At 59.7% G+C, this 20215-nt stretch carries 19 protein-coding genes; 10 read left to right on the top strand and 9 right to left on the bottom strand.

Features of this window, described 5'->3' with window-relative positions; genetic code table 11:
• The first annotated feature begins 157 nt into the window (after window positions 1-157).
• Window positions 158-1447, top strand: a complete 1290-nt coding sequence (locus tag GVN17_RS04635) for an FAD-binding oxidoreductase (protein WP_166594053.1) — start codon at window positions 158-160, stop codon at window positions 1445-1447.
• A gap of 129 nt (window positions 1448-1576) precedes the next feature.
• Here GVN17_RS04635 and GVN17_RS04630 read toward each other — a convergent pair whose 3' ends face one another.
• Complete coding sequence (locus GVN17_RS04630) at window positions 1577-1810, bottom strand: DUF1127 domain-containing protein (protein ID WP_166594279.1); 234 nt, start codon at window positions 1808-1810, stop codon at window positions 1577-1579.
• A gap of 175 nt (window positions 1811-1985) precedes the next feature.
• On the opposite strand from GVN17_RS04630, the gene GVN17_RS04625 reads away from it, so the two are divergent.
• Together GVN17_RS04625 and GVN17_RS04620 are read left to right on the top strand one after the other, a co-directional pair.
• Window positions 1986-3419: a PLP-dependent aminotransferase family protein gene (locus GVN17_RS04625; protein ID WP_166594052.1), complete on the top strand. Its 1434-nt coding sequence runs from the start codon at window positions 1986-1988 to the stop codon at window positions 3417-3419.
• 54 nt (window positions 3420-3473) lie between these two features.
• A complete protein-coding gene (locus GVN17_RS04620) occupies window positions 3474-5057 on the top strand; it encodes a phospholipase D family protein (RefSeq protein WP_166594051.1) in 1584 nt (527 codons plus the stop codon).
• Here the strand turns inward: GVN17_RS04620 and GVN17_RS04615 are convergent.
• Together GVN17_RS04615 and GVN17_RS04610 are read right to left on the bottom strand one after the other, a co-directional pair.
• A complete protein-coding gene (locus GVN17_RS04615; RefSeq protein ID WP_166594050.1) occupies window positions 5054-6199 on the bottom strand; it encodes an MFS transporter in 1146 nt (381 codons plus the stop codon). The genes GVN17_RS04620 and GVN17_RS04615 overlap by 4 nt on opposite strands.
• A gap of 365 nt (window positions 6200-6564) precedes the next feature.
• Window positions 6565-8058, bottom strand: a complete 1494-nt coding sequence (locus tag GVN17_RS04610) for an aldehyde dehydrogenase (protein WP_166594049.1) — start codon at window positions 8056-8058, stop codon at window positions 6565-6567.
• A gap of 276 nt (window positions 8059-8334) precedes the next feature.
• On the opposite strand from GVN17_RS04610, the gene GVN17_RS04605 reads away from it, so the two are divergent.
• Window positions 8335-8697 (top strand): cupin domain-containing protein, encoded by a 363-nt coding sequence (locus GVN17_RS04605; RefSeq protein WP_166594048.1) that lies wholly within the window; start codon window positions 8335-8337, stop codon window positions 8695-8697.
• A 93-nt stretch (window positions 8698-8790) separates the two neighbouring features.
• Here the strand turns inward: GVN17_RS04605 and rpmG are convergent, their stop codons facing one another.
• On the bottom strand, window positions 8791-8946 hold the full coding sequence (gene rpmG, locus GVN17_RS04600) for a 50S ribosomal protein L33 (RefSeq protein ID WP_062379766.1): 156 nt from the start codon (window positions 8944-8946) through the stop codon (window positions 8791-8793).
• An 11-nt stretch (window positions 8947-8957) separates the two neighbouring features.
• Window positions 8958-9194, bottom strand: a complete 237-nt coding sequence (gene rpmB, locus GVN17_RS04595; protein WP_108236194.1) for a 50S ribosomal protein L28 — start codon at window positions 9192-9194, stop codon at window positions 8958-8960.
• 361 nt (window positions 9195-9555) lie between these two features.
• Between rpmB and GVN17_RS04590 the strand changes: the two genes are divergently transcribed.
• A complete protein-coding gene (locus tag GVN17_RS04590) occupies window positions 9556-11145 on the top strand; it encodes an ABC transporter substrate-binding protein (RefSeq protein WP_166594047.1) in 1590 nt (529 codons plus the stop codon).
• 148 nt (window positions 11146-11293) lie between these two features.
• Here GVN17_RS04590 and radC read toward each other — a convergent pair whose 3' ends face one another.
• A complete protein-coding gene (radC, locus tag GVN17_RS04585) occupies window positions 11294-11968 on the bottom strand; it encodes a DNA repair protein RadC (protein WP_166594046.1) in 675 nt (224 codons plus the stop codon).
• Between the two features lie 132 nt (window positions 11969-12100).
• Here radC and coaBC point away from each other — a divergent pair, with 132 nt between their 5' ends.
• The 4 genes from coaBC to argB all read left to right on the top strand — a co-directional run bounded on the left by coaBC (window position 12101) and on the right by argB (window position 17401).
• Window positions 12101-13309, top strand: coding sequence for a bifunctional phosphopantothenoylcysteine decarboxylase/phosphopantothenate--cysteine ligase CoaBC (gene coaBC, locus GVN17_RS04580; protein ID WP_166594045.1), 1209 nt, complete (start codon window positions 12101-12103; stop codon window positions 13307-13309).
• A gap of 6 nt (window positions 13310-13315) precedes the next feature.
• Window positions 13316-13771, top strand: a complete 456-nt coding sequence (dut, locus tag GVN17_RS04575; RefSeq protein ID WP_166594044.1) for a dUTP diphosphatase — start codon at window positions 13316-13318, stop codon at window positions 13769-13771.
• Window positions 13772-13869: 98 nt separating this feature from the next.
• Window positions 13870-16470 (top strand): phosphomannomutase/phosphoglucomutase, encoded by a 2601-nt coding sequence (locus GVN17_RS29865; RefSeq protein WP_166594043.1) that lies wholly within the window; start codon window positions 13870-13872, stop codon window positions 16468-16470.
• Between the two features lie 25 nt (window positions 16471-16495).
• A complete protein-coding gene (argB, locus tag GVN17_RS04565; RefSeq protein WP_062379782.1) occupies window positions 16496-17401 on the top strand; it encodes an acetylglutamate kinase in 906 nt (301 codons plus the stop codon).
• A gap of 65 nt (window positions 17402-17466) precedes the next feature.
• Here the strand turns inward: argB and GVN17_RS04560 are convergent, their stop codons facing one another.
• Both GVN17_RS04560 and pyrE read right to left on the bottom strand, forming a co-directional pair.
• Window positions 17467-18081, bottom strand: a complete 615-nt coding sequence (locus GVN17_RS04560) for a DUF4124 domain-containing protein (protein ID WP_371928476.1) — start codon at window positions 18079-18081, stop codon at window positions 17467-17469.
• Window positions 18082-18103: 22 nt separating this feature from the next.
• Window positions 18104-18745: an orotate phosphoribosyltransferase gene (gene pyrE / locus GVN17_RS04555; RefSeq protein WP_166594042.1), complete on the bottom strand. Its 642-nt coding sequence runs from the start codon at window positions 18743-18745 to the stop codon at window positions 18104-18106.
• A gap of 82 nt (window positions 18746-18827) precedes the next feature.
• Here pyrE and GVN17_RS04550 point away from each other — a divergent pair, with 82 nt between their 5' ends.
• Window positions 18828-19607 carry an exodeoxyribonuclease III gene (locus GVN17_RS04550; protein ID WP_166594041.1) on the top strand — a complete coding sequence of 260 codons (780 nt, stop codon included), beginning with the start codon at window positions 18828-18830 and terminating at the stop codon, window positions 19605-19607.
• 200 nt (window positions 19608-19807) lie between these two features.
• Here the strand turns inward: GVN17_RS04550 and GVN17_RS04545 are convergent, their stop codons facing one another.
• Window positions 19808-20176 (bottom strand): DUF4870 domain-containing protein, encoded by a 369-nt coding sequence (locus GVN17_RS04545; RefSeq protein WP_166594040.1) that lies wholly within the window; start codon window positions 20174-20176, stop codon window positions 19808-19810.
• Window positions 20177-20215: the final 39 nt, after the last annotated feature.

Genomic DNA, 20215 nt, shown 5'->3' with positions numbered 1-20215 from the left:
ACATCTCAATCGTCCGGCCTATTTTTCGCGAATGAATTCGCTCCCACAGGTTAATGCACTGCGTTGCTCTTGCTCAGCGCCCGAGTACCTTGCCCCGCCTGCCCACCCCCGCTACCCTCCGTAAAATTTTCCAAACAGTCACGCAGGGACCGACCGCATGAATGCTTCCCGCCATGCCGCTTCGTATTACGCCGCCAGCAGCCACGCTCAGCCTGACCACCCGGCCCTCGCAGGCGAACTGTCTGTCGATGTATGCGTGGTCGGCGGTGGGTATTCGGGGCTGAACACAGCCATCGAACTGGCCGAGCGGGGAATGAGCGTGGCGCTGCTGGAAGCGCACAAGATCGGGTGGGGCGCGAGCGGACGCAACGGCGGCCAGTTGATTCGCGGGGTGGGTCATCACGTCGAGCGCTTTCGCGATGTGATCGGTGCCGAAGGCGTGCGACAGCTCAAACTCATGGGCCTTGAGGCGGTAGAGATCGTCCGCGAGCGCGTCGAGAAATATCAAATCGACTGCGACCTGACGTGGGGTTACTGCGACCTGGCCAACAAGCCCAAGGAGTTCGAAGGTTTCGCTGAAGATGCCGAAGAACTGCGAGGCTTGGGCTATCGTCGCGAACTCAAGTTGATCCAGCCCGAGGACATTCGCAGCGTGATCGACTCTGGCAACTACGCGGGCGGCCTGCTCGACATGGGGTCGGGCCATCTTCATCCGCTGAATCTGGCGCTCGGAGAAGCACGTGTGGCGCAGTCTCTCGGTGTGCAATTGTTCGAACACTCGGCGGTGACCCGTCTGGAATACGGCCCTCAAGTGAAGGTGCACACGGCCCAAGGTGTGGTGCGCGCCAATACGCTGGTGCTGGGTTGCAATGCCTACCTGAACGGCCTCGATCCAACGCTGAGCGGCAAAGTCCTCCCGGCAGGCAGCTACATCATCGCCACCGAGCCGTTGGGCGAAGAACTCGCTCGGCAATTGCTGCCCCGCAATACAGCCATGTGCGATCAGCGGGTGGCAGTGGATTACTTCCGGCTTTCGGCAGACCGCCGACTGTTGTTCGGTGGCGCCTGCCACTACTCCGGTCGCGACCCTCAGGACATTGCGGCGTACATGCAGCCGAAGATGCTCAAGGTGTTCCCGCAGCTCAAGGACGTGAAGGTCGATTTTCAGTGGGGCGGAATGATCGGCATCGGCGCCAATCGATTGCCGCAGATCGGGCGGCTCAAGGAGCATTCGAACGTGTACTACGCGCAGGCGTACTCAGGCCACGGCGTGAATGCCACGCACCTGGCGGGCAAGTTGCTGGGCGAGGCCATCAGTGGCCAGCAGAGCGGCGGATTTGATCTGTTTGCAAAAGTCCCGCACATGACTTTCCCGGGCGGGAAGCATTTGCGTTCGCCATTGTTGGCGTTGGGGATGCTGTGGCATCGGATGAAGGAGCTGATCTGAATCTTCGTACCATACTGTAGGAGTGAGCTTGCTCGCGATAAGGCTGTATCTATCACAGTACCTTCGGCAGCAAGAACCCTATCGCGAGCAAGCTCACTCCTACAGAAACCGCGTTCTGTGCCTGACTTTTCACCCCCTCCAAAACGGTTTCGTCCCTTCACGCCTTGCTTGCTCATAGGTGAGGCCGACATCACGCAACTGATCATCCGTCAGCCCCAACAATGCCTGCCGTGTACGCCGACGATGCTGAAACAGACCCAACAGGCTCAGCCCTTTCGGCGCGTTCACCCGCACGGTCGCTTCCTGTTGCTGAACCAGCTCCCGCGCATACAGCGTTAACCGAACATCGCTCATCCCGCTCATTTCCAGACACCTCATCATGGGTTTCAAGTGAGTCCATGATGCGTCTGTATGGAAAACCATTACAGATCCAAAGATTTCAAATTTTTTGCATACAGACACGTCACTTCTCTGCCTGAATGCTGTATTTTCGCTACATCTGTATCGGTCAACCGACGGAACTGCGCGGGAGTACGCCATGACCCTCTACGTCAACCTTGCCGAACTGCTCGGCACACGCATCGAGAACGGCTTTTACCGGCCGGGCGATCGCCTGCCTTCGGTTCGGGCGTTGAGCCTTGAACACGGCGTCAGTCTCAGCACCGTTCAACAGGCGTATCGCTTGCTGGAAGACAACGGCCTGGCCTCTCCCCGTCCCAAATCCGGTTATTTCGTGCCCGCTGGCCGTAAGACTCCGGCCCTGCCCGCGGTAGGTCGTCCGGCGCAAAGGCCTGTGGATATTTCCCAATGGGACCAAGTGCTGGAACTGGCGCGCGCCGCGCCAAGCCCGGACATCGTGCAATTGGCGCGCGGCATGCCGGACATCACCAGCCCGACGCTGCGCCCGCTCACCCAAGCCCTTGGCAAAATCAGCCGTCGCCACGACATGCCGGGGCTGTATTACGACAATATCTATGGCACCGAATGCCTGCGTGAGCAGGTGGCGCGCCTGTTGCTGGATTCGGGCACACGCGTCGGCCCTGACGATCTGGTGATCACCACCGGCGCACAGGAAGCGCTGGCGGTCAGCATTCGCTCGATCTGCCAGCCCGGCGACATCGTTGCCGTGGACTCCCCAAGCTTTCACGGTGCCATGCAGGCACTCAAAGGCTTGGGCATGAAGGCGCTGGAAATCCCCACCGACCCCATCACCGGCATCAGCCTGGACGCGCTGGAACTTGCGCTCGAACAGTGGCCGATCAAAGCCATACAGTTGACCCCGAGCTGCAATAACCCCATGGGCTACAACATGCCCGAAGAGCGCAAACGGGCGTTGCTCACCCTCGCGCAGCGTTTCGACGTGGCGATCATCGAAGACGATGTGTACGGCGATCTGGCGTATACGTACCCACGCCCGCGCACGATCAAATCCTTCGACGAAGACGGACGCGTCTTACTTTGCAGTTCGTTTTCGAAGACGCTGGCGCCGGGTTTGCGGGTTGGCTGGATTGCACCGGGCCGCTATCTGGACCGTGTGCTGCACATGAAATACATCAGCACCGGTTCTACGGCGACCCAGCCGCAGCTGGCAATTGCCGACTTTCTGAAGAACGGCCATTACGAACCCCACATGCGCCGGATGCGCGGCCAATATCAGCGCAGCCGTGACCTGATGACCGATTGGGTCACGCGCTATTTTCCGGAGGGCACGCGGGTCAGCCGTCCACAAGGCGGGTTCATGCTGTGGATCGAAATGCCTGAGGGCTTCGATTCCCTGCGACTGAATCGTGCACTGGAGGGCCAAGGCGTACAGATCGCAGTCGGCAATATTTTTTCGGCCTCGGGCAAGTACAGAAACTGCCTGCGCATGAACTTCGCCGCCAAGCCTACGCCGCAGATCGAGGACGCCGTGCGCAAGGTAGGGGCCACGGCGGCCCGGTTAATGGCTCACGCGGAAACGCCAGTGACTTAACCTTTGGCGGAAAATGCGGTCATATCGCCATGACGTGACTTCCGGATGATGCCGTTGACGAAAACATGGGCACTGCCCCTCCTTTTGGCCTTTGCCCTCGGCATCAGCGGCTGCGCGAGCAGGTCCTCGCAGCAGGACGGCCCGAGCCAGGCATTGCCCGCGTCGGCCTCGCCTTTCGGGCGCTCGATCCTGGCGGAAGCGGCGCCCTACGGCGGCCGCTCTGGTTTCCGGCTGCTGCCCAACAGCACTGAGGCCTTCATGGCCCGCGCCGAGTTGATTCGCAACGCCAAGACCAGCCTCGATTTGCAGTACTACATCGTCCACGACGGACTCAGCACCCGGGCGCTGATCGATGAATTGCTCAAAGCCGCCGACCGAGGCGTGCGCGTGCGCATTTTGCTGGACGACACCACCAGCGACGGGCTGGACGAGGTCATTGCCACCCTCGCCGCCCACCCGAACATCCAGATTCGGCTGTTCAACCCGCTCAATCTGGGGCGCAGCACCGGGGCCACGCGCTCGCTCGGCCGTCTCTTCAATCTGTCCCAGCAGCACCGGCGCATGCACAACAAGCTATGGCTGGCAGACAGCGCCGTCGCCATCGTCGGTGGGCGCAATCTCGGCGACGAGTATTTCGACGCCGAACCCAACCTTAATTTCACCGATATCGACATGCTCAGCGTCGGGCCTGTGGCCGAACAGTTGAGCCACAGTTTCGATCAATACTGGAACAGCACCCTGAGCAGGCCGGTGGACGATTTCATCTATTGGCCGCCCGACACCAAGGACCTCGCCGAAGCGCGCAAGCGGCTGGACGCGTCGCTGGAGCAGGCTCACGTCGAGAAAAAAGCGTTATACGAACGGTTGATGGCCTACAAAGATCAGCCGCGTTTGAAGACCTGGCTGAACGAGCTGATCTGGGCGCACAACCAGGCTCTATGGGACGCGCCGACCAAGGTGCTGTCCCGTGGCGATCCCGATCCCCACTTGCTGCTGACCACGCAGCTGAGCCCCGACCTGATGAACGTGCATCAGGAGCTGATGATGATCTCGGCCTACTTCGTGCCGGGGCCGGAAGGTCTGACATACCTCACGGGCCTTTCCGACAAAGGCGTGTCGGTAAATCTGCTGACCAATTCGCTGGAGGCGACGGACGTGCCCGCCGTCCACGGCGGTTACGCGCCCTATCGCAAGGCGTTGCTGGCCCACGGCGTGAAGCTGTTTGAACTGCGCCGTCAGCCTGGCGACCCGAGCAATGCGCGAGGCAGCGGACCCCGGTTTCTGCGCACCAAAACCCTTAAAGGCGGTTCCGAATCCAGCTTGCACAGTAAGGCGATGATTTTTGACCGGCAGAAAATCTTCGTCGGCTCGTTCAACTTCGACCCCCGTTCCGTGCTGTGGAATACCGAGGTCGGCGTGCTGGTCGACAGTCCCGAACTCACCGAATACCTGCGCGAACTGGCCTTGCAAGGTATGGCGCCTGCGATCAGCTACCAGGCCAAATTGGAGAATGATCGCGTGGTCTGGGTCACCGAGGACAACGGCAAAATACACACGCTGTACAAGGAGCCCGGGGACTGGTGGCGCCGACTGAACGCGTGGTTCAGCAGCGCCGTGGGGCTGGAAAGAATGCTCTAGGCGGCGACCGGCTGCACGCCGAACGCCTGTGGGCGTTGCGACAAGATCACCAGGCCCAGCGCGCCTGCCGCCATCAGCAAGGGCAGCGCCTGACCGCTGATCCACTGGCTGCCGGCCCCCGCTGCCAACGGCCCCAACAGACAGCCGATGCCCCAAAGCTGCGCGACATGGGCATTGGCCCGCACCAGCGCATCGTCGCGATAACGCTCGCCGATCAGAATCAGCGACAACGTGAACAACCCACCCGCACTGGCGCCGAACAGCACCCACAGCGGCCAGATGGCGATGGTGTCGACCAGCAACGGGATCGCCAGACTCGACAGCATCAACGCCAGCGCACAGCCCGAGAACAGGCCCCGCCGGGAAACCTTGTCCGCCAGTGCGCCAATCGGAAGTTGCAGCAACGCATCGCCCACCACCACGGTACTGACCATCGCCAGCGCGATCTCGGGCGTGAAGCCTTGCTGCAGGCAGTACACCGGCAGCAGTGTCAGAATCATCGCTTCGAAACCGGCGAACAGCGCGATGGCCCACGCGATAGCGGGCAGCTTCTGACAGAAACCACCGAGGTCTCGCAGGGAAACGTGGCTGGATTCTGCGCTTGGCGCGCCGGATCGGCCCAGAAGCAAAAGAGGTGAAGTCGCGAGCAGTGCGGTGCCGACCCAGAAGCCGTAATCGTGCTCAGTGCCAATCCCGCCGAGCAGCAACGGGCCACCCAACTGACTGAGGGCGTAGCAGCTGCCATACAGCGCAACAAGTTTACCGCGCAGGTTCTCGGTCACCAGTTGGTTGATCCAGCTCTCACCGAGGATGAAGACCATGGTCAGGATCACCCCGAGCATCAGGCGCAACACCAGCCAGATCCAGTAATGGGGCAGCAGCGCGAGCAACCCAACCGATATCGACCCGCCCCACAAACACAGGCGCATCACGTTCGCAGTGCCAAGGGCGGACGCCAACCGGCTGGCCAGACTGGCGCCCAACAACACACCAATCGCAGGCATCGCGGCCATGACGCCGATGGCAAAGGCGCCGTAACCCCAGGCTTCGAGGCGCAACGACACCAGCGGCATGCTCACGCCCAGCGCCAGACCGACGCTCAACACGGACGACAGCACCGCGAAATAAGTACCCCAACGCATCACCACGCTCCTGTGGCTCAAAGGGAAGAGACGAAACAGCCGGGCTTTTTGGGGAAGCCCGGCTGTCCTGAAAAGCGAGTCGTTTGAAGAACCCGGGGGCAGTGGTAACACCCTGTAGGAGCGAATTTATTCGCGATTGGCCGATACATTCGACGCATCTTCATCCGATGCCTCCCCCGCATCGCGAATGAATTCGCTCCTACAGTTAAGCCAACATAAGCCCCCTACTTCGCGGCGGCGATTATCCCTGTGGGAGCGAATTTATTCGCGATTGGCCGGTACATCCGATGCATCTTCACCGGATCTACAGCCGCATTGTGAATGAATTCGCTCCTACAGTTGACCCGTGTCCACTGGAATCGCGGTTACAACTTAATCCACGTCGCCTTCAACTCGGTGTATTTGTCGAACGCATGGAGCGATTTGTCGCGACCGTTGCCGGATTGCTTGAAGCCGCCGAATGGAGCGGTCATGTCGCCGCCATCGTACTGGTTCACCCACACGCTGCCTGCACGCAACGCGCGGGCGGTCAGGTGGGCCTTGGACAGATCGGAGGTCCACACCGCCGCCGCCAGGCCGTACGGCGTGTCGTTGGCGATCTGCACCGCTTCTTCTGCGGTGTCGAACGTCAGCACCGACAGGACTGGGCCAAAAATTTCTTCCTGAGCGATCTTCATGGCATTGGTCACGCCGTCGAAAATCGTCGGCTCGACATACGTGCCGCCCGTCTCTTGCAAAATGCGCTTGCCGCCCGCGACCAGCTTGGCGCCATCGGTATGGCCCGCTTCGATGTACGACAGCACAGTATTCATCTGTTGCGTGTCCACCAGCGCGCCAACGTTGGTGGCCGGGTCCAGCGGGTTGCCTGGCTTCCAGACCTTGAGGGCCTCGATCACCATCGGCAAGAATTTATCCTTGATCGAACGCTCCACCAGCAGACGCGAACCTGCGGTGCACACTTCGCCCTGGTTGAAGGCAATGGCGCTGGCAGCCGATTCGGCAGCAGCCTGGAGGTCCGGCGCGTCGGCGAACACGATGTTCGGGCTTTTGCCACCGGCTTCCAGCCACACGCGCTTCATGTTCGACTCGCCCGAGTACACCAGCAGTTGCTTGGCAATCTTGGTCGAGCCGGTGAACACGACCGTATCGACGTCCATGTGCAGCGCCAGCGCCTTGCCGACGGTGTGGCCATAACCAGGCAACACGTTGAGTACGCCTGCGGGAATACCGGCTTCGATGGCCAGTTTTGCGACGCGGATGGCGGTCAGCGGGGACTTTTCGGACGGCTTGAGCACCACCGAGTTACCGCTCGACAGCGCAGGGCCGAGTTTCCAGCACGCCATCATCAGCGGGAAGTTCCACGGCACGATGGCCGCAACGACGCCAATAGGCTCACGGGTGACCAGACCCAATTGATCGTGGGGAGTGGCTGCGACTTCGTCGTACAGTTTGTCGATGGCCTCGCCGCTCCAGCTCAACGCGCGTGCGGAGCCCGGAATGTCGATGCCATAGGAGTCGCTGATCGGCTTGCCCATGTCGAGGGTTTCAAGCAACGCCAGCTCTTCTTTGTGTTCGTCGAGCAATGCGGCGAAGCGAATCATCGCAGCCTTGCGCTTGGTCGGGGCCAGACGCGACCAGACACCGGAATCGAACGTGGCGCGAGCGCTTTCGACTGCACGCTGGGCATCGGCAACGTCACTGCTGGCCACTTTTGCGAGGAAACGACCGTCGACCGGGCTGATGCAGTCGAAGGTGGCGCCGGACGCGGCGTCAGTGTATTCACCATTGATGAAGGCACGGCCTTCGATCTTCAACGCCTGGGCGCGTTTTTCCCAGTCAGCATGAGTCAGGGTAGTCATGAAGCGTCCTCCTCTAATGAATGTGCGCGCCCTCGTGCTCATGATCCGAGCTCCAGGGGAATTGCTTGATGAGCTGCCGGATCGGCAAAAGGCATCCGTCCACCCTAAACCAGCGTCAGGGGAATTTCCAATATATTGGACAAAAAGACCTAAAACGACGTTTTACCGTGCATTTTATTCAACAGCCCAGTTCAATAGTGACCAAACGAGCGGGGCACTATCGCCGACAGTACCTATCCAAACACCCTCTTCCACCGCTGTTTCAGGAGCCAGGACATGAGCATCGAGAGCATCGTCGACTTCAGCGAAGCCAACACCCACGCCGAGCGTTTCAAGCCCGCCGCAGAAAAGATCCTAAAGGGCGACCCGGAGCAGACGGTGTACAACCACTACGACAGCCCGTGCGGGCAAATGAACGCCGGGGTGTGGGAAGGTGAAATCGGGCAATGGACGGTGAATTACACCGAACACGAATACTGCGAAATCGTGCAGGGCGTGTCGGTGTTGCGCGATGAGGAAGGCAACGCCAAGACGCTGCGCGCAGGAGATCGCTTTGTGATCCCGGCGGGGTTCAAAGGCACATGGGAAGTGCTGGAGCCGTGCCGCAAAATTTATGTGGTGTTCGAACAGAAGGCTTGAATGCCCCACCACCTTGTAGGAGGCAAGATTCCAGATCTCGCCCACAAAAAAGCCCGCATCGCTGCGGGCTTTTTCGTAAGAGGCGAAAATCAATTACTTGATTTTGGCTTCTTTGTAGATCACGTGCTTACGAGCAACCGGATCGAATTTTTTAATTTCGATTTTGTCCGGGGTAGTGCGCTTGTTCTTGTCGGTGGTGTAGAAGTGGCCGGTGTTAGCGGTCGACACCAAACGGATCAATTCACGCATGATTTTCTCCCTTAAACCTTAGCGCCATCACGGCGAATTTCGGCCAGAACGACATCAATGCCGCGCTTGTCGATGATACGCATGCCTTTAGCAGATACGCGCAGACGTACAAAGCGTTTCTCGCTCTCAACCCAGAAGCGGTGATGCTGCAGGTTTGGCAGGAAACGACGACGGGTTTTGTTGTTTGCGTGGGAAATGTTATTCCCGGTTACCGGACCCTTACCGGTAACTTGACATACTCTCGACATGCCTCAGCCCTCTAAAACCACATGCCCAACCCGGCATGGGTTGGCCGCTTAATCTCTCAGTCATGGCGCTAGGCGCCGCGTTTCTTCAGGGGTCTTACCGGCCACACCTACGAAGAAGGAAGCGGGCCCCTAGAAAAGAGCGCTGCTTTATACCAGAAAGCCTTTCACGCAACAACACAAACGACGCATGACCTGCAAGAAACGCCCGAATTTCCGGCTGACAAGGCCAGCGGCAAAGGGCGGGAGGGGAAATATACCACTCGTCGCGCCAGATAGATTGTCCTCTGTCTATCCATGGTCTAGGGTAACTCCCTCTCCAGACTGCGCCGGCAGATGGGCTATCTCTGAAAGGAACATCGCCATGCGCCTAGCTGTTTTACCCTTTTTGCTTGCGTCCCTGAGCGCGCCTTTGATGGCACAGGCCGCCACCAGCCTGAGCGTGTGCACCGAAGCCAGCCCCGAAGGGTTCGACGTGGTGCAATACAACTCGCTGACCACCACCAACGCCTCGGCCGACGTGCTGATGAATCGCCTGGTAAACCACGACGCCCAGACCGGCAAGCTGGTCCCCAGCCTGGCAGAAAGCTGGAGCGTCTGGCCGGACGGCCTGACCTACGACTTCAAACTGCGCTCGGGCGTGAAATTCCATCACACCGAGTATTTCACGCCGACTCGCGACTTCAACGCTGATGACGTGGTGTTCAGCTTCCAGCGAATGCTTGACCCGGCCAATCCGTGGAACAAGGTTGCGGTGCAGGGCTTTCCTCACGCCCAGTCAATGCAATGGCCCTCTCTGATCAAGAAGATCGAAGCGCCTGACGCCAACACCGTGCGCATCACCCTGGACCACCCGGACGCCACCTTCCTCGCCACTTTAAGCATGGGCTTCGCTTCTATTTATTCCGCGGAATACACCGACAAGCTGATGAAAGCCGGCACACCCGAGAAGCTCAACAGCGAGCCAATCGGCACCGGACCGTTCGTTTTCAAACGCTTCCAGAAGGACTCGGTGGTGCGTTACACCGCCAACCCGGATTATTTCGAGGGCAAGCCGGCCATCGATACCTTGCTGTTCGCGATCACCCCGGACGCTAATGTGCGCCTGCAACGCATCAAGCAGAACGAATGTCAGATCGCGCTCTCGCCCAAGCCACTGGATGTCGCGGAAGCGGCCAAGGATCCGAACCTGCAAGTCGAAAAGACTGACGCATTCATGACGGCGTTCGTGGCAATCAATAGCCAACATCCTCCGCTGGACAAGCCGGAAGTGCGTCAGGCAATCAACCTCGCGTTCGATAAGGATACGTACCTCAAGGCGGTGTTCGAAGGCTCGGCGCGGGCCGCCAATGGCGTGTATCCGCCTAACACATGGGGGTATGCCAGCGATTTGCCGGGGTACAAGCATGACGTCGCCAAGGCGAAGGAGTTGCTGGCGAAGGCGGGTCTCAAAGACGGCTTCAAGACCACGATCTGGACGCGTCCGTCCGGCAGTCTGCTCAACCCGAACCCCAGTGCAGGTGCGCAGTTGCTGCAAAATGACCTCGCGGCTGTCGGTATCAAGGCCGAGATCAAGGTCATCGAATGGGGCGAGCTGATTCGTCGCGCCAAGACCGGCGAGCACGATCTGCTGTTCATGGGTTGGGCGGGCGACAATGGCGACCCGGATAACTTCCTGACGCCGCAGTTCTCGTGCGCGGCGGTGAAATCCGGCACCAACTTCGCCCGCTATTGCGATGAAGGTCTGGACAAGCTGATCAGCCAGGGCAAGACCGTGACCGATCAAGGGCAACGCAGCAAGCTCTACCATCAGGTGCAGGAGCAGATTCAGAAACAAGCGCTGTGGCTGCCGCTGGCCCACCCGACCGCCTTCGCCCTGACTCGCAAGAATGTGCTGGGGTATGACGTCAGCCCGTTTGGGCGGCAGGACTTCTCCAAGGTGACGGTGAAGTAACGCGCGGCATGACCAAACAGGAAGGCAAACCGTTGTAGGAGTGAGCTTGCTCGCGAGACGTCTTTTCAGACCTCCATATCTTCGTCGTCTGAGATACCCATCGCGAGCAAGCTCACTCCTACAGAGGGACCCGGACACAACCTCTCTCTTACATCAACCCCAATTCCACCAATGACATCGGGTCTCCATCCCCGACGATCAGGTGATCGACGACCACCACATCGATCATCGCCAAGGCATTTTTCAGCAGCTCCGTCAGTTCAACATCCTCCTCACTCGGCTCGCACACGCCGGACGGGTGGTTGTGGCAGAGGATGACCGCCGCCGAGTTATGCGCCAGCGCCCGTTTGACCACCTGTCGCGGGTGAACATGCGCGACATTGATCGACCCCTGAAACAGCGCTTCGAACGCCTGAACGCGGTTCTTGCTGTCCAGAAACAGGCAACCGAACACTTCATGAGGCTCGTCTCTGAGCAACGCTTTGAGATAGGTGCGGACTTGTCCAGGGCTTTTCAGCGCAGACCCACGCTTGAGATTCTCGCCCATATGCCGCTTGGCCATTTCCATGACCGCTTGCAACTGAGCGAATTTGGCGGGCCCTAGCCCCAATTCGGCGCTGAACGCGGGCAGGTTGGCCTCCAGCAACGCACGCAGGCTGCCGAACTGCGTCAGTAGGTGACGCGCAAGGTCCACAGCGCTCTTCCCTGATACGCCGGTGCGCAGAAAAATAGCGAGCAATTCGGCGTCGGAAAGACTTGATGCCCCCCGCTCTAACAGCTTCTCCCGAGGCCGCTCCGACGCAGGCCAATCACGAATACTCATAGCACCTCCCTGTCTGTGGGCGCCGCTGTTCCCGTGCGGTCGCTGTGCTATCTTAGCCATCTTTTTTACGCGTCGACCCGGCCTCGGAAGGCCACATGATTGCCGCGTGTAACTCGACTGAAAGGCAGGCCTATGCAGCGGCTGTATCGGAAACGCATCGTTCTCGGCGTAGGCGGTGGCATCGCGGCCTACAAAAGCGCAGAACTGGTCCGTCGGTTGAAAGATCACGGCGCCGAAGTGCGGGTCGTCATGACCAAAGGCGGCGCCGAGTTCATCACCCCGTTGACCATGCAGGCCCTCTCCGGGCACCCCGTCCATCTCGACCTGCTCGACCCTGCCGCTGAGGCGGCCATGGGCCACATCGACTTGGCAAAATGGGCCGACATGGTGCTGATCGCCCCCGCCACCGCCGACCTGATCGCGCGCCTGGCCCAAGGCATCGCCAATGACCTGCTGACCACCGTGGTGCTCGCCACCGACGCCATCGTCGCCGTTGCACCGGCCATGAATCAGGCCATGTGGCGCGACCCTTCCGTCCAGGCCAACCTGCAAACCCTCGAAAGCCGCGACTTCCGTACCTTCGGTCCTACCAGTGGCAGCCAGGCTTGTGGCGACGTGGGTTATGGCCGGATGCTTGAACCCAACGATCTGGCGCAATCCGCTGCCGATTGCTTCCAGCGCCTGAGCCTGACCGGTAAACACGTGTTGATCACAGCCGGGCCGACTCAGGAAAATATCGATCCGGTGCGTTACATCACCAACCACAGCTCGGGAAAAATGGGCTTCGCGCTGGCGGAAGCTGCCGCCGAAGCGGGCGCTCGCGTCACGCTGATCACGGGCCCGGTCAACCTGCAGACGCCTGACCGGGTGTCGCGCATCGACGTCGTGAGCGCCCGCGACATGCTGGCTGCGTGCGAGGCCGCAATGCCGTGCGATCTGTTCATCGCGTCTGCCGCTGTCGCGGATTACCGCCCGGAGGTCGTCGCGCCACAGAAATTGAAGAAAGACCCTACGACCGGTGATGGCCTTTTGCTGCAAATGGTCCGCAACCCGGATATTCTCGCCACCATCGCCCAGCGTCCGGATCGTCCATTCAGTGTCGGTTTCGCCGCCGAAACCGAACATCTGCTCGACTATGCTGCACGCAAGCTCAAGGACAAGAACCTCGACTTGATCATCGCCAACGACGTTGCCAATCCCAGCATTGGCTTCAACAGCGAAGAAAACGCGTGCAGCGTGATCGACCGAGCGCTGCAAGCAACGCTCTTCGCCCAGACCAGCAAGGCCAAGATCGCCCGCCAGTTGGTCACTTTTGTCGCCGAACGTTTGAACCAGGTTTAATCACGTATGCATGCTCTACAAGCCAAAATCCTCGACCCCCGCATTGGCGGCGAATTCCCGCTCCCGGCCTACGCCACCACCGGTTCCGCCGGTCTGGACCTGCGCGCCATGCTCAAAGAGGAAACGGTACTGGAACCCGGTCAGACCCTGTTGATTCCTACCGGCCTGTCGATATACATCGCAGACCCTGCCCTTGCCGCGCTGATTCTGCCGCGCTCGGGCCTGGGCCATAAGCACGGGATTGTGCTGGGCAACCTTGTCGGCCTGATCGACTCCGATTATCAGGGCGAGTTGATGGTGTCCTGCTGGAACCGTGGCCAGACCGCTTTCAAGATTTCCGTGGGTGAGCGCATCGCTCAACTGGTGCTGGTGCCGGTCGTGCAGGCGCACTTCGAAATCGTTCAGGAGTTCGACGAAAGTCAGCGCGGCGCAGGCGGTTTCGGCCATTCGGGCAGCCACTGAATCGCGTAAAACCTCTTGGCACGGATGTCGCTAAACGCTTGAGTCGCCCCACGACCTACGTAAACCACCTCAGGCAGTCAGAGCAGGGAGAGTCCAGTTTGAAAGGCATCAAGCGCACAGCGAAGGCGGCTTCTCGCCCAGAAACGACTGATGCACCGGTCAAGGACTCGAACCTGAGCCTGGCAAGTCCAGGCCTTATCCCTGCGATCATTGGCTTGATCGCGGCTGGCATTCTCGTCTGGCTGGGCTTGCTCAGTCAGCCTCAGCAGAAAGATCAGCTCGCTCAAGCCTGGGGTACTGCGCAAGCTGGCGCCATAGGCAAGACACTGCGTCAGCTCAGCGCAGGTACGCAGGCCGCCGCGACGGATGCAGCGCTGGCTCAAGCGCTGCAAAGCAACGACCCGGTGCAGATCCAGATCGCCCAGAACCGTTTGTTGTATCGCGACAGTGTGATTGGCGCACGCCTGAACCCATTGGGTTTCAACAGCGTCGACGATCAGGGTCCGTTGCCGATCAGCTTCGCCACGCTGGACATGCTCGCCCGGGCCAGCAAGGGTGAAACCCCTGCCCCCGAAGCCCGAAAAGTCGGCGACAGCTGGATGATCTACAGCGTCGCGCCGCTGCGGGCCTCAGCCGACACCCCTGTCACCGGCACGCTGCTGTTGGCGTTCAAACTTCAACGCGTGACCAATGCCTTGCCGGAAGCGCCACCGGAAGCCGGCCAGACTGTCCTCAGCCAGCAATTCGGCGACGCTACCGCACAGAGCTTTTTGACACGCGGCCAGTCTGACGGTGGCCGTGGCACTGACTTTCCCACGGGTTACCCCAACTGGAAGCTGACGTTTACACCAGGGCCCGCCCTTAACTCGTCCCCACCGTCGCTGATGCTGCTTCTGGCGGCACTGGTGGCACTCGGCAGCATGCTGCTGGGCCTGTACCTGAACGAAAGCGCGCTGAAGCGCCGGGTCGCCGCCGATGCCCGACAGTTGGAGCAACTGCTGCAAGAACTCTCGGGCGGGAAAGCCGTCAAAGCCTTCGGCCTGAGCATGCCGGCCCTGAACGGGTTGGCGCAGAGCCTGGCGAGGTTTTCGTTGCGCAACCAACCGGCCCCGTCTACCACGGCAGCCAACCCCGGCTCGCCCACCGCCACGTCAGGTTCGACGACCAGCAGGGCCGTGTTTGAACCTCTCGATCCAGCAGAAACCGAGTTGACCGACCCACTGTTCCAGGACACCGACATTCTCGATCTCGACATGCTCGATGAATCGCAAGACTTTCAGAAGTCGGAGCAAGCCCACGCAATGAGCAGCACCGTATCCATCGCCCCCAGTTTTCCCGACTCGATCTTCCGCGCATACGACATTCGCGGCATCGTCGGCGAAACCCTGAGCGGGGAAACCGCCTACTGGATTGGCCGTGCCATCGGCGCACAAACCCTGGCCCAAGGTGAACCCAACGTTTCTGTTGGCCGCGACGGCCGCTTGTCCGGCCCTGAACTCGTGGCCCATTTGATCAAGGGCCTCTACGACAGCGGCTGCCACGTCAGCGATGTCGGCCTCGTACCGACCCCTGCGTTGTATTACGCCGCCAACGTGCTGGACGGCCGCACGGGGGTGATGCTCACCGGCAGCCACAACCCCAAGGATTACAACGGCTTCAAAATCGTCATCGCAGGCGACACCCTCGCGAACGAGCAGATTCAGGCGCTGCACGATCGCATCAAACGCAACAACCTGCCGCCAGGCAAAGGCAGCGTGAGTAAAGTTGACATCCTCGACCTGTACGCTGGCCAGATCACCAGCGATGTCGTGCTTGCACGCCGCCTCAAAGTGGTGATCGATTGCGGCAACGGCGCAGCAGGCGTGATCGCCCCGAAATTGATCACCGCGTTGAATTGCGAAGTCATTCCACTGTTCTGCGACGTGGACGGCAATTTCCCGAACCATCACCCTGACCCGGGCAAGCTGGAAAACCTGGAAGACCTGATTGCCAAGGTGAAAGAGACCGGTGCCGACCTGGGCCTGGCATTCGACGGCGATGGTGATCGAGTAGGTGTCGTCACTAACGCAGGCAGCGTCGTATACCCTGATCGCCTGTTGATGCTGTTCGCCCGTGATGTGGTCAAGCGCAATCCGGGCGCGGATGTGATCTTTGACGTGAAGTGCACGCGCCGCCTCATCCCGTTGATTCAGGAATACGGCGGTCGCCCGGTGATGTGGAAGACGGGTCACTCGCTGATCAAGAAGAAGATGAAAGAAAGCGGCGCGCTGCTGGCTGGCGAGATGAGCGGCCACATTTTCTTCAAGGAACGCTGGTTTGGATTCGACGACGGCATTTACAGCGCTGCGCGCCTGCTGGAGATTCTCAGTCAGGAAAAACTCAGCGCCGAAGAGCTGTTCCAGACGTTCCCGAACGATCTGTCGACCCCGGAAATCAACGTCAAGGTCACTGAAACCAGCAAATTCAGCATCATCAAGGCGCTGGAGCAGGACGCGCAATGGGGCAACGCCAACCTGACGAACATCGACGGCGTGCGTGTCGATTACCCGAAAGGCTGGGGCCTGGTGCGCGCTTCCAACACCACCCCCGTGTTGGTGTTGCGCTTCGAAGCCGAGACCGAGGACGAGTTGCAACGCATCAAGGACGTGTTCCGTACCCAGCTTAAAAACGTAGCACCGGACCTAGAACTTCCTTTTTGATCAACCTTTTTTGAGTGGAGCCCAAATGACCCTCGAACGCGATGCCGCAGCCAATGCCGCCAAAGTCCTTTCCGAAGCGTTGCCCTACATCCGACGTTTCGTCGGCAAGACGCTGGTGATCAAGTACGGCGGCAACGCCATGGAGAGCGAAGAGCTGAAAACCGGCTTCGCGCGCGACATCGTGCTGATGAAGGCAGTGGGCATCAACCCGGTCGTCGTTCACGGCGGCGGCCCGCAAATCGGCGACCTGCTCAAGCGCCTGTCCATCGAAAGCCACTTCATTGACGGCATGCGCGTCACCGATGCGCAGACCATGGACGTCGTGGAAATGGTGCTGGGCGGCCAGGTCAACAAGGACATCGTCAACCTGATCAACCGCCACGGCGGCAGCGCCATCGGCCTCACCGGTAAAGACGCGCAGCTGATCCGCGCAAAAAAAATGAACGTCACCCGTCAGACGCCGGAGATGACCAAGCCGGAAATCATCGATATCGGTCACGTAGGCGAAGTGGTGGGCATTAACACCGACCTGCTGAACATGCTGGTAAAGGGTGATTTCATTCCGGTGATCGCGCCGATTGGCGTAGGTGCGGACGGCGAGTCCTACAACATCAACGCCGACCTGGTCGCAGGCAAAGTCGCTGAAGCCCTCAAGGCCGAGAAGCTGATGCTGCTGACCAACATCGCCGGTTTGATGGACAAAGAAGGCAAGGTGCTGACCGGCCTGACCACCGAGCAAGTCAACGGCCTGATCGCCGACGGCACCATCTACGGCGGCATGCTGCCGAAAATCCGTTGCGCGCTGGAAGCCGTGCAGGGTGGCGTGACCACCTCGCACATCATCGACGGTCGCGTCCCGAATGCCGTGTTGCTGGAAATCTTCACTGACACCGGCGTGGGTACGCTGATCAGCAACCGCAAGCGTCACTGATTCCGCCACGCAATGAACAAGGCCCCACTGGCACAAACCGATGGGGCCTTTTCATTGGGCGGAGCTTATTGCGAAAGCAACTGCTGCAACCGAGCGCGATCCTGCGCGAAACCCTTGTCGGCCTGCTGCTTGGCGCTCTGATAACGCTGAATCTCGTCGTTGAGATGCTGTTGCTGATCGGTGGTGTCGTTCATCTGATCGATCAGGCTTTGAGACACCACGCGGCCAGCCCGCTCCTGATCCGCTGCCTGACTCTGGAGCGACGCCTGTTGGCTTGCCAGCCCTTGAATATTGCTGCGGGCTACGGAGATGAGCGAATCCAGCTCGGCGAGCTTGCGCGCGCGGGCCCGATCAACATCGGTCACGCTGCTGTAGAGACGCGTCAGCTGGGCATCCGCATCGGCTTGAGCCTTGGCGGCTTGCGCGGCAGCCTGGGCTTCCCGTGCCTGGTCGCCGGTGAGCGCGGGCGGAATGACCTGAATCACGCGACCGCGCATATTCAAGACTTCATAGCCCTTGCCCGCATATTCCGCGGGCACGCCTTGACGGTCGAGCACGGTCACACCGCGACTGTCGATGTACCGATAGAACACCATGCCGGAGGTGTCGTCGGCGTGAACGCTCGCGATACACCCCACTCCCAGCGACAAACAAAGTCCTACCGTGCCCAGCTTGAGCATAACAACGCGATCCCCTGACCCTTCAGATGCCGTACTGCGCCCGATACGCTTCCACGGCGGGCAAATGCTGCTTGAGCTGAGGATCGTCTGCCAGGAACTCAAGGACCTGATTCAACGAGACGATGCTCACGACCGGAATGCCGAAATCACGCTCGACCTCTTGGATGGCCGAAAGCTCGCCATTCCCACGCTCTTGGCGATTCAATGCAATCAACACGCCAGCGGCGGTCGCGCCCTGAACCTGAATGATCTGCATGACTTCACGAATCGCCGTGCCTGCCGTGATCACGTCGTCGATGATCAAGACGTTGCCGGTCAACGGTGCACCGACCAGCGTGCCGCCCTCGCCGTGAGCCTTGGCTTCCTTGCGGTTGAAACACCACGGCAGGTCAAGGTCGTGACGATCGGCCAATGCCACGGCCGTCGCAGCCGCCAAAGGAATACCCTTATACGCAGGCCCGAACAGGACATCGAAGGAAATACCGCTCTCTACAACAGCCGCCGCATAGAACTTACCCAGTTGGGCAAGTGCCGAGCCGCTGTTGAAAAGACCGGCGTTGAAGAAGTAAGGACTGGTGCGCCCCGACTTCAAAGTGAACTCACCGAAGCGCAAAACCCCGCGATCGATGGCAAAACGAATGAATTCGCGCTGATACGCCTGCATGAAAAAAGCCCCGAATACCACGGATTTAGCTAATTAGGTAGAGCTCGGGTATCATACACGCACGTGATTTTTGGGGCCATTTATGCGGATCATCAGTGTGAACGTTAATGGTATTCAGGCTGCAGTCGAGCGCGGGTTGCTCAGTTGGCTGCAAGCCCAGAATGCCGACGTCATCTGCCTTCAGGACACCCGTGCCTCCGCCTTTGAAATGGATGATCCAGCCTTCCAACTGGATGGCTACTTCCTGTATGCCCGCGATGCCGAAGTTCCCGCCCAGGGTGGCGTGGCACTTTACTCGCGACTGCAACCAAAGGCGGTAATCTACGGTCTTGGCTTTGAAACAGCCGACCGTTATGGGCGTTACCTGCAAGCAGATTTCGATAAAGTCAGTATCGCAACTTTGCTGCTCCCGTCCGGGATGAACGGCGATGACGACTTGAACCAGAAGTTCAAGCTCATGGACGATTTCGGCAAGTATCTGGACAAGCAGCGTCGTAAACGTCGTGAGTACATTTACTGTGGCTCGCTCTACGTTGCGCAGCAGAAACTGGACATCAAGAACTGGCGCGACAGCCAGCAATCTCCGGGTTTCCTGGCACCGGAGCGTGCGTGGATGGACGAGATCGTTGGCAACATGGGCTATGTCGATGCCTTGCGCGAAGTCAGCCGTGAGAGCGATCAGTACAGCTGGTGGCCCGATAACGAGCAGGCCGAGATGCTGAATCTGGGCTGGCGGTTCGACTACCAACTGCTGACCCCGGGCTTGCGCCGTTTCGTACGCAGCGCACGCCTGCCACGCCAGCCGCGCTTCTCACAGCACGCGCCGCTGATCGTGGACTACGACTGGACGTTGACCATCTGACGTCCAGTTGCTCAAAAAAAAGCCGACGTGAAGTCGGCTTTTGTTTGTCTGGCAGTTGGCACGCCCCTACAGACGCAGCACATCCCCTGTGGGAGCGAATTCATTCGCGAGAGGTCGGTACATCCGACGCATTACCTTCGACCGTACCATCGTCTCGCGAATGAATTCGCTCCCACAGAGTTGTCCAGCGCTGGCAGATATTACTTAATCAACCGCCAGGTGAACGGATACCGGTAGGCAACCCCGTCATTTGCCTTGATGCCCGCAATGATCGTCAGCACCAGTGCGCCAATTCCCACCAGCATCAACAGCGGAAAGCCGATGACGATCACCATCAACAGAAAACAGACCATCGCCGCAATGGCGACGGTGATCTGAAAATTCAGTGCTTCCTTGCCCTGGCTGTCGATGTACGGGTCGGTTTCTTTCTTCAATTGCCAGACGATCAGCGGCCCCAGCAGGTTGCCGAAGGGGAAGATCAACCCGAAAAACGCCGCGAAGTGGCACAGCATTGCCCACTGACGGACTTCCTTGCTCGGTGCGGATAAAGGCGTCTGGTCAATCATCATGCTTTCCCTGTTCTGACGGTTGTGAAGCGAGCTGTGAAT

It is taken from the genome of Pseudomonas sp. SLFW (assembly GCF_009905615.1).
GTDB classification, from domain to species: domain Bacteria; phylum Pseudomonadota; class Gammaproteobacteria; order Pseudomonadales; family Pseudomonadaceae; genus Aquipseudomonas; species Aquipseudomonas bambusae.
The sequence above is the reverse complement of the archived record's forward strand: the minus strand, read 5'-3'. Positions and strand labels throughout refer to the sequence as shown.